The sequence below is a fragment of the Hymenobacter antarcticus genome, assembly GCF_039539545.1.
Taxonomy (GTDB): Bacteria; Bacteroidota; Bacteroidia; order Cytophagales; family Hymenobacteraceae; genus Hymenobacter; species Hymenobacter antarcticus.
On sequence record NZ_BAABDI010000004.1, the window covers coordinates 218230 to 233260 of the forward strand.

Annotated in this window: 10 protein-coding genes and 1 riboswitch; of the genes, 7 read left to right on the plus strand and 3 right to left on the minus strand. The window is 61.5% G+C overall.

All coding sequences use genetic code 11. The features are described from left to right. Positions 1 to 123: 123 nt before the first annotated feature. Entirely contained in the window at positions 124 to 1149 is a 1026-nt protein-coding gene (locus ABD819_RS05300; protein WP_345121768.1) for an FAD binding domain-containing protein, read from the minus strand. 91 nt (positions 1150 to 1240) lie between these two features. After that, positions 1241 to 1771, minus strand: a complete 531-nt coding sequence (locus ABD819_RS05305) for a (2Fe-2S)-binding protein (protein ID WP_345121771.1) — start codon at positions 1769 to 1771, stop codon at positions 1241 to 1243. Between the two features lie 443 nt (positions 1772 to 2214). Between ABD819_RS05305 and ABD819_RS05310 the strand changes: the two genes are divergently transcribed. The 4 genes from ABD819_RS05310 to ABD819_RS05325 all read left to right on the plus strand — a co-directional run bounded on the left by ABD819_RS05310 (position 2215) and on the right by ABD819_RS05325 (position 7256). Then, positions 2215 to 2895 carry a response regulator transcription factor gene (locus ABD819_RS05310; protein WP_345121773.1) on the plus strand — a complete coding sequence of 227 codons (681 nt, stop codon included), beginning with the start codon at positions 2215 to 2217 and terminating at the stop codon, positions 2893 to 2895. 230 nt (positions 2896 to 3125) lie between these two features. Beyond that, on the plus strand, positions 3126 to 4526 hold the full coding sequence (locus tag ABD819_RS05315) for a sensor histidine kinase (protein WP_345121775.1): 1401 nt from the start codon (positions 3126 to 3128) through the stop codon (positions 4524 to 4526). Positions 4527 to 4774: 248 nt separating this feature from the next. Then, positions 4775 to 6433 carry a SulP family inorganic anion transporter gene (locus ABD819_RS05320; protein WP_345121777.1) on the plus strand — a complete coding sequence of 553 codons (1659 nt, stop codon included), beginning with the start codon at positions 4775 to 4777 and terminating at the stop codon, positions 6431 to 6433. Between the two features lie 73 nt (positions 6434 to 6506). Further along, a complete protein-coding gene (locus tag ABD819_RS05325) occupies positions 6507 to 7256 on the plus strand; it encodes a carbonic anhydrase (RefSeq protein WP_345121779.1) in 750 nt (249 codons plus the stop codon). Between the two features lie 92 nt (positions 7257 to 7348). Here the strand turns inward: ABD819_RS05325 and ABD819_RS05330 are convergent, their stop codons facing one another. Next, positions 7349 to 9823, minus strand: a complete 2475-nt coding sequence (locus ABD819_RS05330; RefSeq protein ID WP_345121781.1) for a M1 family aminopeptidase — start codon at positions 9821 to 9823, stop codon at positions 7349 to 7351. A 137-nt stretch (positions 9824 to 9960) separates the two neighbouring features. On the opposite strand from ABD819_RS05330, the gene ABD819_RS05335 reads away from it, so the two are divergent. The 3 genes from ABD819_RS05335 to ABD819_RS05345 all read left to right on the plus strand — a co-directional run bounded on the left by ABD819_RS05335 (position 9961) and on the right by ABD819_RS05345 (position 14900). After that, positions 9961 to 11943 (plus strand): TonB-dependent receptor plug domain-containing protein, encoded by a 1983-nt coding sequence (locus ABD819_RS05335; RefSeq protein ID WP_345121783.1) that lies wholly within the window; start codon positions 9961 to 9963, stop codon positions 11941 to 11943. A gap of 237 nt (positions 11944 to 12180) precedes the next feature. Then, positions 12181 to 12273, plus strand: a riboswitch (SAM riboswitch). Between the two features lie 474 nt (positions 12274 to 12747). After that, positions 12748 to 13743, plus strand: a complete 996-nt coding sequence (locus ABD819_RS05340) for an ATP-grasp domain-containing protein (RefSeq protein ID WP_345121785.1) — start codon at positions 12748 to 12750, stop codon at positions 13741 to 13743. Positions 13744 to 13880: 137 nt separating this feature from the next. After that, a complete protein-coding gene (locus ABD819_RS05345) occupies positions 13881 to 14900 on the plus strand; it encodes an LLM class flavin-dependent oxidoreductase (RefSeq protein WP_345121787.1) in 1020 nt (339 codons plus the stop codon). The last annotated feature ends 131 nt before the right edge of the window (positions 14901 to 15031 follow it).

Consider the following 15031-nt stretch of genomic DNA (forward strand, 5'->3'; position numbering starts at 1 on the left):
CTGACTTGTATTTGGCCGGTCATGCTGAGCTTGTCGAAGCATCGCTACCGCGAAGAGTACTCATTTACTATTGCGGTAGAGATGCTTCGACAAGCTCAGCATGACCGGCCAACGGGCAGGGAACTACGGATTGGAATTCTGAAAAGCGTTGGTGTCGACCGCCTCATTCATTTCAGTGGCTTGCTTGAGGGCGCGCACGATGGCGCGTCGGGCCAGCTCAATCTTGAAGGTGTTGGCCCCGTGGCCTTTAGCCCCGGCCAGTACCTTGGCGGCGGCGCGGCCGAAGGTTTCGGCCGTGGCCGGCTGTCCGATGAGCAGGGCCTCGGCCTCTTTGTCGCGCCAGGGCTTGTGGGCCACGCCGCCCAGCGCCAGGCGGGCATCTTTAATAAGGGTGCCGTCGAGTTCCAGCGCCGCCGCCACGCTCACCAGGGCAAAGGCGTAGCTGCTGCGGTCGCGCAGCTTCAGGTAGCTGAAATGCTGGGCAAAACCCTTGGTGGGAAGGTCGATAGCAGTGATTAATTCGCCGGGCTCCAGGGTGTTGTCGCGCTCGGGGTGGTCGCCGGGCAGGCGGTGGAAATCCTCGAACTTAATGGTACGCTCGCCGTTCGGGCCGCTCACGCGCACGGTGGGGTCGAGGGCGGCCAGGGCCACGCACATGTCGCTCGGATGCGTAGCGATGCAGGAGTCGCTGGTGCCCAGGATGCCGCACACGCGGTTGTAGCCGCCGATGGCCGAGCAGCCCGAACCGGGCTCGCGCTTGTTGCAGGGCGTGGCCAGGTCGTAGAAATAGTAGCAGCGGGTGCGCTGCATGAGGTTGCCGCCGTCGGTGGCCATATTGCGCAGCTGCGGGCTGGCCCCGGCCAGAATGGCCTGATTCAGCAGCGGGTAGCGGGTCGAGACTTCGGAATGGTAGGCGGTGTCGGCGTTGGTGGCGAGGGCACCGAGGCGCAGGCCGCCATCGGGCAGGGTTTCGATGGTATCGAGCCCCAGTTTTTTGAGGCCGATGAGGTGCGTGGGACGGGCCACGTTTTCCTTCATCAGGTCAATCAGGTTGGTGCCGCCCCCGATGTAGGCCGCGCCTTCGTGTGCTGCTCTATCCTGCACGGCCGCCGCCACGGCCGGGGCTTGGGTAAAAGTGAAACTGTTCATTGGGCTGAATTAAAAATTATGAATTAAAAATTAAAAACGGGAGTCAAAAAAGTGAATTAATCAGGGTTGATAATCAACACACTTTTAATTTTTAATTCTCAATTTTTAATTCCTTCCCCACTACTTCCATCACCGCGTTTAGAATGCCTACATAAGCCCCGCAGCGGCACACGTTGCCGCTCATCAACTCCCGCACGTCGGCCTCAGTTTTGGCCTTGCCTTCATTGATGAGGCCCTGGGCCGAGCAAATCTGGCCCGGCGTGCAGTAGCCGCACTGGAAGGCATCGTGGTCGATAAAAGCCTGTTGCAACGGGTGCAATTTCTCGGCTGTGCCAAGCCCCTCAATCGTCGTGATGTCCGAATCTTCGTGCATTACGGCCAGCGAGAGGCAGGCATTGATGCGCTTGCCATCGACGAGCACGGTGCAGGCCCCGCATTGGCCGTGGTCGCAGCCTTTCTTGGTGCCGGTCAGGTCGAGGTACTCGCGCAGGGCATCGAGCAGGGTCGTCCAGGGCGCGATTTGCAGGCTGTGGGTCTGGCCGTTGATGGTGAGGCTAACGGGCTGGGTAGCGACCAGCGAACCGGGCGGGTGGCCCAGCGGGGCTTGAGTAACTTGGCTCATAGGGCGAATAGCTAAGGTGTGCGGGTACTGCTAAGTTGTTAGTCATTAGTTGTCAGTTGTTGGCAGGAAGGCAATCGGCTGACTGACAACTAACAGCGGGCAACTGACAACCCGTTTACTTTTGAACGACTAGTTAATTGCCTACGGGTGCCTTTTCCTCTGTGTTTTACCAACTGCTGCCGGTTGCCGCCGGTTGCCGCCGGGTAAGCACCGCTAAATCAAGGTAAAATGTTAAAAATCAGATATAATGAAGGGGGAATTTTTTTTAGCAGTTTCTCCGAAACGCTCTTTCCGGAGGGTGCCTGAAACCGGAGCTGGGTTATGTCTTCAGGAATACAACGCGTCGGCTGTTCGCGCCGTCAAGCCGGATTGCTCCGGATAGCCAGCTCGCTGAGTGCCGCGCACGCGGCCGGTTTTCCAAAACGGCGCTACCTTCCCGCCCCATGAAAATCCTTTTAGTTGAAGACGAGCCCTCCGTAGCGGCCTTCCTGCACCAGGGCCTGACGGAGCAGGACTACACCGTGGACCTCGCCGCCGACGGCCTGCTGGGCCTGCGCCGCGCCCAGGCCACGCACTACGACTGCCTGATTCTGGACCAGATGCTGCCCGGCCTCAGCGGCCTGGAAGTGTGCCGGCAGGTGCGCGCCCACGACCCCGGCGTGCCCATTCTCATGCTCACGGCGCTGGGCGAAACCGACGACAAAATCCGGGGCCTCGACGCCGGAGCCGACGACTACCTCGTCAAGCCCTTCGCCTTTGAAGAGCTGCTGGCCCGCCTGCGCGCTTTGGTTCGCCGCCGCACCGAAGCGCCCGCGCCCAAAGCCCTGCTCCACCTCGCCGACCTCAGCCTCGACCCCAGCGCCAAGCGCGTGGAGCGGGCGGGGCAGGCTATCCAGCTCACGGCCCGCGAGTTTGCGCTGCTCGAATACCTGCTGCGCAACCAGGGCCGCGCAGTGTCGCGGGCCGATTTGCTGGAGCACGTCTGGGACCTGAGTTTCGACACGGGCTCGAACGTGATTGACGTGTACATCAATTTCCTGCGCAAAAAAGTAGATAAGGGGTTTGAGCCCAAGCTCATTCACACGCTGGTGGGCATGGGCTACGTGATGAGGAATGAGGGGTGAGCAGCCCTGTCGTTGCGAGCGAAACGCGGTGGAGTGCGGTAATCCGTCCTTCCAACGCGACCAGCTCTGAGGCGTGACAAAGCCCTTGAATTCAATCAGTCGCACAGCTGCCTCAGAAGCGCATTTCTACCCAAAAAAGCTTCATCACATTATCGGGCTGGTTACAGTGTGAGGACGGATTGCCGCGTTGCGGTGCACGCCACTCGCAATGACAGACGGTCCCGTTCACCATGACCATTCGCCTACGTCTTGCGCAGCAATTTGGGGCTATTCTGGCCGTGACGCTGCTGCTTTTTGCGCTCGTTACCTACTTCGCCACGCAGCAGTCGCGGCGGGCGTTGTTCACCCAAAGCCTGTTTAAGCGCACGCTGGTGGTGGGGCACGCCTACGTGGCTGGCCAAAATGACCACAGCGATGCCGGCGAACAGGCTTCGTACCGGCGCTACCTGCGCCAGCTCTACCGCACCCTGCCCGCCGAGCAGGGCCGGGTATACGACGCTGCCAACCGCCTGGTGTTCCGGGAAGGGCAGGGGGCGGCCAAGCCGGTGCCCATTGCCTGGCTGGCGCAGGTGCGCCGCACCGGCAGCGCCGTGCTGGAGCCCGATAGCAACTACCACGAAACCGTCGGCATGCTCTACCGCGATGCCAGGCTGGGGCCCCTGGTGATAGTGGCCTCGTCAGTAGATAAGGATAGTCGGCAGCAATTGCAGCAGCTACGGCACTTGCTGGTGCTGGGCCTGCTGGTGTCCGTGGGCGTGATGGGCGTGGGCAGCTGGGTGTTTGCCGGGCAGGCCCTGCGGCCGCTACGGCGCATCGTGCGCGAGGTAGACGGCATCACGGCTACCGACCTGAGCCAGCGCCTGACCCGAATCGGGGGCTCGACCGATGAAATTGGCTTGCTGACCCAGCGCTTCAACCGCCTGCTCGACCGCCTGGAAGCGGCCTTTGCCGGCCAGCGCACCTTCGTGCGCGACGCCTCGCACGAGCTGCGCACTCCCCTCACGGCCCTGATTGGCGAGCTCGAAGTATCGCTGCTGCAAGCCGAGCGCAGCCCCACCGAATACCGCCGCGTGCTGCAAAGTACCCTCGATTCGGCCCGGCAGCTCAATGAGCTCACCAACGGCCTGCTGCAAATTGCCCGCGCTTCCGACGACCCCTCCCAGGTGCCCATGGCCGCCGTGCGCCTCGATGAGCTGCTGCTGCAAGCCCACGAGCAGCTGCTGCGCCGCCACCCCACCCGCCGCGTCGACCTCGATTTTGGGGAGGCGGATGACAATGCCGCTTTCACGGTGCGGGGCAATGAGGCGCTGCTGATTTCGGCCGTGCTCAATATTCTGGATAATGCCTGCAAGTTTTCGAGGGACTCCGGCGGTACCGTGACAGCCACGTTGGCCCGCACCCGCACTCACCTCACGCTGCTCATCGCCGACGAAGGGCCGGGTCTCAGCGCCGACGATTTGCAGCAGGTGTTCGTGCCTTTTTTCCGGGCTGCTTCGGCCCGCACGGTTCCGGGCCACGGCATTGGCCTGCCGCTGGCGGCCCGCATTATGGCGCTGCATGGCGGCACAGTCCGCGTAAAGAGCGAGCCGGGGCAGGGCACTCAGGTCTGGCTTAGCTGGCCAATCAGCTAGGTGGCCAACACCCCTGATAATCTCATCTGAAGTTATCTGATAGCAGGTTGTTAGTCGTTGGAGTAATTTGTAATAAGCTGATTAACAACAAGGCGCTAACGAATCGTGGTTTTTCAACGCCTGCTTAAAGCAGCGGTTGAAATTTTAATTCGCTTTTAATTCACTTTTAATTCCCTGTTAATTGCGCGCGCGTATCCTTGTCGCCGAACCTGCTTGCCGAGTGTGGTGAGACGTTCCGGTATCAGCCCATGACGCAAATTGTTTCTACCCCGGCCCGCACTGGTGCGCCCATCGCCCCACCTGCACCCACGCGCCCGTCCGAGCCCGGGTTTGGCTCTAATAAATCGTTGTTCAGCACCATCGGGCAGGATGCGCCGGCGGGTTTGGTCGTTTTTCTGGTTGCCTTGCCGCTGTGCCTGGGCATTTCGCTGGCCTCGGGGGCCCCGCTGCTGGCGGGCGTGATTTCGGGTATCGTGGGCGGCATCCTGGTGAGCATCCTCAGCGGCTCGGCGGTGAGCGTGAGTGGGCCGGCGGCCGGCCTCACGGTGGTGATGCTTTCGGCCATTGCGTCGCTGGGCTCGTGGCCGGCAGTGCTGGCCGCTACGGCCGTGGCCGGGGTTATCCAGATAATTCTGGGGATTGTGCGGGCCGGTATCATTGCCCTGTACTTCCCGGCGGCGGTAATTCGGGGTATGCTGGCTGCCATTGGCATTATTCTGATTCTGAAGCAGCTACCGCATTTTTTTGGAGCCGATGCCGACTATTTTGAGGACATGAAGTTTTTGCAGGTCGATGGCCTGAACACGTTCTCGGCCATTGGCGCGGCGGTAAAGGCGCTGAGCCCCGGCTCGGTGCTGGTAGGCACGGTGGCTTTGGTGCTGATGCTGCTGTGGAATACTGCGCCCGTGCGCCGGCAGCCCTGGGCGCGGCTGGTGCCCGGAGCACTGGTAGCAGTGGTGGCCGCGGTGGCCATCAACCACCTTCTGAAAACGGTGGCCCCGGAATGGCAGGTGCGTCCCATGCACCTGGTGAAGCTGCCGGTGCTGTCGTCGCTGGGCCAGCTGGCCGGTGAAATGACCTTCCCCGATTTCAACGCCCTGCGCAATCCGGCCACCTACGGCGTGGCCTTCACCATTGCCATCGTGGCCTCGCTCGAAACCCTGCTCAGCGTGGAAGCCGTCGACAACCTCGACCCTCAGAAGCGCCACACGCCCACCAACCGCGAGCTGCTGGCCCAGGGAACCGGCAACCTGGTTAGTGGCCTGCTGGGCGGGCTGCCCCTCACGGCCGTCATCGTGCGCTCATCCGCCAACATCGCGGCTGGTGCGCAGAGCAAGCTCTCGGCCATTATCCACGGCTTTCTGCTGCTGGTGAGCCTCTTGTTCCTGGGCTCTATTCTGAACCTGATTCCGTTGTCGGCCCTGGCGGCCGTGCTGCTGCTGGTGGGCTATAAGCTCACCTCGCCGGCCCTCTATCGCAAGCAGTGGAATCTGGGCCGCGAGCAATTCGTGCCGTTCATCATCACCATCGTCGCGGTGCTCTTCACCGACCTGCTCAAGGGCGTGAGCATTGGGCTGGCCCTGGGCTTCTTCTTTATTCTGCGCGACAATGCCAAGGCCGGCTCGTACCTGCGCCGCGATGAAGCCGCCGATGCGGCAGAAGGCGATGAACCCAGCCTGCTGCACCTGCGCCTGCCCGAGCACGTCTCTTTCCTCAACAAAGCCAGCATCGTGACCACGCTGGAGCAGCTACCCACCGGCAGCCGCGTTATCCTGGACGGCACCCGGTCCGATGTTATCGACCACGATGTGCTGGAGGCTATTGAGGCCTTCCGGCAGGCCGCTCCCGCCCGGGGCATCGAGCTGGAGCTGCGCGGCATTCGGCAGGTGGAGATAGCCGGACATTAATTATTTTTGCTTGCAGACGCCCCGTGTCTTTTTTACGTAAACCAGACGGTTTGCGACTTTATTTTGATTTTCTATGAACCACATTCTGGAAGGCAATCGCCGCTGGGTAGAAACCAAGCTTGCCGAAGACCCCGAGTATTTCCGCAAAATGGCCGTGGGCCAGAAGCCCCGCTACCTGTTCATTGGCTGCTCCGATTCGCGGGTGCCGGGCAGCGCCATCACCGGCACCGGGCCGGGCGAGATGTTTACCCATCGCAACATTGCCAACGTGGTGGTGCACACCGACATGAACCTGCTCTCGGTGCTGCAGTACGCCGTGGAAGTGCTGGAAGTTGAGGTTATTTTGGTGGTCGGGCACTACGGCTGTGGTGGCGTTGCGGCGGCGGCCTCCAGCAAGCAGTATGGCTTGATTGACAACTGGCTGACCAACGTTCGCGATGTGGTGCGCCTGCACGAAACCGAGCTGCTACGCATCACAGACCCCACTGAGCGCCTGCGTCGGCTCGTCGAACTCAATGTCATTGAGCAGGTGCGCAACCTGGCCAAAACCAGCATCATGCAGAACGCCCGCAACAGGCCCAATCCACCCAAGCTCCACGGCCTGGTGTACGACCTGCACGAGGGCCTGCTCAAGGACCTGGAAGTAGACACTGAGAAGCAGGACGAATTTGACCACATCTACGGTACCAAGGCCGTGGCAGTGCCCGCCGACAAAGACTCCAGCACGTACGAGGGCCCCGCGCTCGACCCGGCCGAGGACTTGCCCGAAGCGGAAAAGCCTGGTCGTAAACCCAAGGCTGGCGCAGCTTCGGCGGGCCAGTAACGCTTCCAAAACAGATACAGAAAAGCCCCATTGCGTGCGCAATGGGGCTTTCTGGGTAGCTAAGGCTGGAATAATCCAACAGTCAGAACGGCTTACTTGGCGTCCTTGATGTCCTGAATTGCTTTATCCAGGGCCTGCTTATTCTCGGCCGAGGCACCCTTGGTGGCCATGATGCCCTGGAGCTGGGCAATTACCGGCGCATCGGCCCCGTAGGCTTTGTACTTGATGCCAAGGTCTTTCAGGCGCGTCACGCCCTCGTTGAACACGATGGGGTCGTTGAGGCGGCCAATCATGCTGGCCATGGGCTCAAACATTTCGAACTTGCTTTGGGGCCGTGCAGCATCGAACTTGTCGCGGACGTAGGGCCACTGCGCGATGCCGCCCTGCCTGGCGTACACCTCAGTTACGGCCCGGCTCAGGGCGCCGTGGCTGTCGTTCTCGAAGGGCTTGGCCTGTGCAAGCGCCTGGGCGGGCTGCACCGTAGCCAGCGCGCTGAGGGCTGCCCCCTGCACGCTGTAGGACTGGCTGCTGAGCTGCCGGGTGAAATATTTCTCGTCCTTCTTGTCCTTCAGCTTCGCCAGGGTGGTGAGCAGAGCGGGCAGTACGAGCGGGTCTTTTTCGGTGGTGATGCGCTTGCGCAGGGCGGCCGTAGCGGCCTTGGCCACGGCTTTGTCGTCGAGCTTCAGGGCCTGGAGCGAGGCGATACGAATGCCGTAGAACTTGTCGTTGAGGCCGGCCAGCAGCACACTACGGGCGACGCTGGTGGTTTGGTCCTTGGCCGCCGCCGCCACGGCCTCGCGCCGGTCTACGTACGAGGGGGCGTGGGCATACTGGTAGGCGAAATCAGCCAGCGGCTTGTTGTCGGTTTTCAACCACAGGGTTTTCTTGTTGGCATCCACGTTCACCAGGTCGGGCTTGGTGGGCAGGGCCATCGAGAAAGTCTGGGTGGCTTCGGTCATGGTGACGGCCTGGTGCTGCACCTTGCCGCCCACGTAGTAATCAATGGTGAAGGGCAGCTGAAAGGTGCGGCCCGCCTGGGTCTGCTTCACGGTCACGGACTGCATCTTTTTGGCCGCGTCCCAGGCGTAATCAATCGCAACCACGGGGTGGCCGGCATCGAAATACCACTGGTTATAGAACCAGCTCAAATCCTGGCCCGAAACGGCCTCGAACGCCAGGCGCATCTGGTGCGCTTCGCCGTTGCCGAAGGCGTTGTCCTTGAGGTATTTCTGTAAACCACCGAAGAACACGTCGTCGCCGAGGTGGGTGCGCAGCATGTCCATGATGGCCCCGCCCTTCTGGTAGCTCACCAGGTCGAACACGTCCTCCTGGCTGTCGTAATGGAAGCGCACCAGGTTTTTGGTGGCATCGCGCGGGCTGGCCAGGTAACGCTGGGCATAGCGGTAATAGTGGGCATCGGCGGCGTCGCGGCCGTCGCGGTGCTCCAGGTAAATGCCCTCGCCGAAGTCGGCCATGGTCTCATTCACCGTGATGTTGGCCCACGATTCGGCCGTCACGTAGTCGCCAAACCACTGGTGAAACAGCTCGTGGGCAATCACCGATTCGCCCGAAAAATCGCGGTCCAGCAGCTCGCGGTCGGTGCGCTGCACCTGCTCGCCGTGCAGGGTGGCGGTGGTGTTTTCCATGGCCCCGCTCACGTAGTCGCGGCACACAATCTGGGCGTATTTATTCCAGGGGTACTCCACGCCGAGGCGGTTGGAGTAGAACTCCAGCATGTCGGGCGTGTTGCCGAAAATCTGCTTCGCGAAGGGCGCGTACTTGGGCTCGAGGTAGTAGCTCACTTCCTTGCCGCGCCAGGTGTCTTTGTAGATTTTGAAGTCACCCACCGCCATCATAAACAGGTAGGGCGCGTGGGGCAGCTCCATTTTCCAGGTGTCGGTGCGCAGGCCCGCGCCGGCGGGCACCGAGCTCACCATTTTGCCGTTGCTGAGCGTGACGTACTTGCTGGGTACGGTCATGCTGATTTCCTGGGTGGTTTTCTGGTTGGGCCGGTCGATGGTCGGGAACCAGGCGGAGGAGCCTTCGGTCTCGCCCTGCGTCCAGATTTGCACGGGTTTGCCCGCCACGGCGCTGTCGGGGTTCACGAAGTAGAGGCCCTTGGCGTCGGTAATGGCGGCGCTGCCCTGCACTTTCAGCTCGTCGGGCTTCGATACGTAGTCGATGTAAATCGTGTATTCCTCGCCGGGCTTGAAGGTTTTGCCCAGGTTGATGCGCAGGTTGGCGGCATCGGTGTAGGTGTATTTCAGGGGCTGCTGCTGGTTGCCGCTCATCAGGGCCACTGCTTTGATTTCCATGCCTTTGGCATCGAGGCGTAGCGAGTCGGTGGGGTAGGCGTGGGGCTTGAGCGTAATCCACGTCTTGCCGTAGAGATAGCGCTTGGCGTAGTCGAAGCGCACATCGAGCTTGGTGTGCACCAGGTTGCTGACTTTGGTAGCCGAGGCGCGGTACGGGGATTCAACCTTGGGAGCCGGTGGGGTAGGAGCCTGCGCCATGGCCGGTGCAGTGGCCGCCAGGCTCAGAAGGCCCATCGCAAAAAGATGCTTCATTGAAAAAAGGTGGTGGGAGGTAAAAAAGTGAATTTGCGCGAAGGACGTGGCAACGTGGTCAACGTTGCCCGGCCCGCCACGAAAGTAGCGACCAACCTTCAGCCCGTAGCTTTGCGCCCTCATCAACCCCCATCTGAATGCGACTTACGCACTACGCCACGCCCTTTCTCTGCATTTTTCTCACCGGTAACGCCCTCGCCCAAACCCCTGCCGACAGCAGCCGCGCCCTGCGCGAAGTGACGGTGTACGGCTCCCGCCTCAACCAGTCCGCCGGCCAGACCGGCCGCTACGTGACCGTGATTCCCGGCCGCACCCTCAGCCAGTATCCGGTGGCTTCGCTGGATGACTTACTACGCCTGCTGCCGGCCATTGAGGTGCAGAGTCGCGGCAACTTCGGCACCCAGGCCGACATTACGCTGCGCGGCTCCACCTTCAACCAAGTGCTGATTCTGCTGGATGGCATGCGGCTGAACGACCCGCTCACGGGCCATTTTGCCGGTTACCTGCCCATCACCCCGGCCGAGATTGAGCAGATTGAGGTGGTGCGCGGTCCCGGCGCGGCCCTCTACGGCCCCGATGCCGTGGGCGGCTTCATCAACATCGTGACCAAAACCTTCGCGGCCACCCACCGGCCCGATGGCACCGAGCTGGCCGCCACCTTCCTGGCCGGCGAGTACAACCTGAAAAGCACCAACGCCGGCTTCTACGGCCAGGACAAGGGCCTGCGCCTGGCCGGCGGCATCCTCAACAACTCGGCCAGCGGCCAGCTGCTGAGCGTGCCCGGTGGCGGGCGCAATGATTTTAAGCTGAATACCTACTCACTCTCCGGGGCTTATCAGGTAAACAGCAAGCTGAGCGCGGCGGCCCGTGCCAGCTTCGACCGGCGCGAATACAATGCCCAGAACTACTACACCACCTCGGCCAGCGACCGCGCCCGCGAAACCACCGCGCGCGACTGGTACCAGGGCCAGCTGCGCTACGACTGGAACGCCCGCGCCCGCACCGAGCTGCAGCTGGTGGGCACATCCAGCACCGACGTCTACTTGTTCACGCCCACCTCGGTAGCCAGCGACCACCTCATGCACTATCTCAACGTGCAGGGCCAGCACCAGCTGTGCCTTTCCGACAAAGTGCAGCTGACCCTGGGCGGCCAGGCCGACCGCCGCTCCGTGCGTAGCAACGACCGCGGCAACCACGCCGTGTGGCACCAAGGCGCGTTTGCCGTGGCCGGCCTCACACCGTACTCTGGCTTAAATGTGACGGCAGCCCTGCGCCTCGACCACGACCAGGCATACGGCACCGAAGTGGTGCCCCAGCTCACCGCCAGCCAGCAAATGGGCGAGAAGCTGACGGTGCGCGCCGCCGTGGGCCGGGCCATTCGGGCGGCCAACTTCACCGAGCAGTACAACTCGGCCATCCGGCCCGGCACCGTACCCAACGGCTTCAACGTGGGCAACCCCGGCCTGAACGCCGAGCGCACCATCAGCTACGAGGGCGGCGTGGACTTCGTGCCCCTGCCCGCCCTCACGCTGCGCGCCACCTACTTCAACCGCTACGGCCGCAACCTTATTGACTACGTAAGCCAGCCCGGCAGCCAGGTAATTGAGGCCACAGGCTTCACAAATTTGAACCCGGCTGCTACTTACCGCTTCGCCCAGAACCTGTTCGCCGTCACCACCCAGGGCCTGGAATTTGAAGCCAGCACCCGCGCCAAGCTCGCCGCCGGTCTGCGTCTGGAAGGCAGCGTGGGCTACACATATACCCACCTCAACGTGGCCGGCGAAGTAGTGTCGCAGTACCTGAGCAACGTGGCCAAGCACCTGGTGAGTGGCAATGTGAGCGTGGTGCAACGGCGCTTCACCGTGGCCGTGGGCGGCGTATACAAGCAGCGGGCGGCTCAGCAAACCACTGTCACGCCCACCAATGGCCAGCTGAATGTTGCACTCACCCCGAGCTACGTGGTTTTCAACGCCCGCCTCGAAGCGGCATTGCTACCCGAGCGGCTGTGGCTCACCGGCCAGGTGCAGAACCTGTTCAACGAGCGGTATTCGGACCTGCTGGGGGCCCAGATGCCTTCGCGCTGGCTGATGGCCGGCGTGCGGCTGGCCCTGCGCCGGTAGGTAAGCAAGGCCTTTTTTAAGGCAGAAACAAACAACAAGTAGAACGTCGTGCTGAGCGGAGCCGAAGCATCTCTACTGCGAGAGTAATTGGTTACTTGCGCGGTAGAGATGCTTCGGCTCCGCTCAGCATGACGTTCTTTTTTTATAGCGGTAAGTACAGGCCTGCCGCCAACCTTTTGCCAGGGTTCGGGTTTCCTGCCTATATTTGTACTATCAATTCTTTCTCCTAAAGGATTGTTTTTATACAGAGGCGCTGAGAGACAGGCTCACAGACGCGCCGGCAACCATCCGCAACCGCGGGCACGGTGCCAATTCCTGACCATATAAAAACAAGTTGCCGTGGAAGCCTCCAACAACCTCCCCCTCCGAACCACCGCCTTTCGTGCCCCCGTCGCTACCCTGCGAATGGCTGGTATGGGCTGTTGTTGCTGTTGTTGTCTGGCCTAATCCGTCCCGAGTGGTTTTTCGCGGGTAGGTAAGTCCGTTGCGGAAGCCCGTTGGCTTTCGATAGCGGCGTGTTTGTGGCCGCCCGCGGCGTCTGCGTCCTCATTTTCCGGGTTGTTTGCCGATTGCTCTGTGGTGGAGTTGGTTTCGCGTCGTGCTTTTTAGCCTACGCCCGGCCTCGCTGCCTGCTCTCAGTTGATGCGGCTACGCGCTCTGGTCCTTTGAAAATGACCTGCCGACAACCCGCTCGGGCCCCTCTTTTAATTCTTGCTGGATTATGCCGCCGTGCGCTTTTAAGCGCCATACGGCTCGGAATTACAGCTTTTCTCCCGATTTCACTTCATCTCATTACTGTTACTTATGTCATCCTTGCAAAAGCCTATTGGCATCTACTTCGAGCACCCCGAATGGTTCAAGCCGCTCTTCGCCGAGCTGGACCGCCGCGAGCTGCCCTACGAGAAAATCGACGCCGCGCATCACCTCTTCAATCCATCGGAAAAGGAGAGCCGCTACAGCCTCGTGGTGAACCGCATGAGCTCCTCAGCCTACCTGCGCGGGCACGGGCAGGGCATTTTCCACACGGCCGGTTTTGCCACGCATTTGGAGCGCATCGGCACGCGCATTATCAACGGCTCGGCGGCCACGGCCATCGAGACCAACAAGGCGCGGCAGCTTTCGCTGTTTGAGTCGCTGGGACTGAAATACCCGGCTTCGCGGGTTATCAACCACGCCTCGCGGGCGGTGGATGCGGCCCAAGAGCTGCGTTTTCCGATTGTGGTGAAGGTGAATATTGGCGGCAGTGGTGCGGGCATCATCCGCTTCGATACTATCGAAGGATTGCAGGCGGCTGTGGACAATAACCAGATTGACCTGGGCATCGACCAGACGGCGCTGGTGCAGGAATACGTGACGCCCCGCGGCGGCAACATCCACCGCGTGGAAATGCTGGACGGCAAGTTTCTCTACGCCATGAAAGTGTTTACCACCGGCGAGAGCTTCAACCTGTGCCCGGCCGAAATCTGCCAGATTCCGGAGGAGCAGTCGGCCGAATTCTGTCTGACCGAAGCGCCGAAAAAGGGGATTCAGGTGGAAGCCTTCACGCCGCCGGCCGAGGTCATCGCCGCCGTGGAGCGCATCGTGGCCGCCGCTAAAATCGACGTGGGCGGCATCGAGTACCTGATTAACGACCGCACCGGCGACGTGCTGTTTTACGACATCAACGCGCTGTCCAACTTCGTGGCTGATGCCGTGAACGTGGTGGGTTTCGACCCCTATGCCCGCTTCGTGGACTACCTCGAAACGCAGCTGCCGGCAGTGGCGGTGGGGGCTGGGAAAGGTGAATTGGCCACGGTTTAACTCAATATCATCAAAAAAGAACGTCATGCTGAGCTTGCCGAAGCATCTCTACCGCTTCGTTGCAATCAACATGAATTACTACTGCGGTAGAGATGCTTCGGCAAGCTCAGCATGACGTTCGCTCACCATTCAAAAATATGAAATTCGGATATTGGATGCCCGTATTTGGAGGCTGGCTGCGCAACGTGGAAGACGAGCACATGCCCACCGACTGGAGCTACGTGAAGCAGCTGGCGCAGCGCAGCGAGGCGCTGGGCTACGACCTCACGCTCATCGCCGAGCTGTACTTGAACGACATCAAGGGCACGGAGGCGGCTTCGCTGGAAGCCTGGAGCACGGCCGCCGCGCTGGCCGCCGTCACCGAGCAGCTGGAAATAATGGTGGCCGTGCGCCCCACGTTTCACCAGCCGGCGCTGCTGGCCAAGCAGGCCGCCAACATTGATTTGATTGCGCCCGGCCGGCTCTCGCTGAACGTGGTGTCGAGCTGGTGGCGCGACGAGGCCACCAAATACGGCCTGCACTTCGAGCAGCACGACGACCGGTATGCCCGCACCCGCGAGTGGCTGGACGTGGTGACCAACGTGTGGAAGCAGGACCATTTCAGCTACGAGGGCAAGTACTACCAGGTGGCTGATAACGTGCTACAGCCCAAGCCCGCCAAGGCCCCGTTCCTGTACGCCGGCGGCGAATCGGAAGCGGCCAAGGACCTTATCTCGACCCAGTGCGACGGCTACGTGATGCACGGCGACTCGCCGGCCCAAATCGGGGCCCGGATTGCCGATATGCGCCGCCGCCGCGAGCAGAAAGGCCTGCCACCCATGAAATTCGGCGTGGCCGGCTACACCATCGTGCGTGACAACGAGCAGGACGTGAAAAAGGAGCTGGACCGCATCACCAACGTGAAGGCCTCGGCCGCGGGCTACGACAACTACCAGCAGTGGCTGGCCGGCACGCAGCTGGAGCAGCAGGTGTCGCTGGCCGATTACTCGGTGTCGAACCGCGGCCTGCGCACGGGCCTCACCGGCACGCCCGCCCAGCTTCAGGACCGGATTGGGGAGTTTGAGAACGTGGGCGTGGACTTTTTCCTGCTGCAAGCCAGCCCGCAATTAGAGGAAATGGAGCGGTTTTCAGAAGCTGTTATTCAGGTGCTGGCGTAGGCCCCCGGTCTGACCGCCCTAGGTGTATAGTCCCGGAGGATAGTGGGGTACCTTTACCGCCTGCTTACCGAACGAATTTATGGGAAAATTACCACACGGGTGCGCCCGCACAACGCCGGCAACTCGGCGCC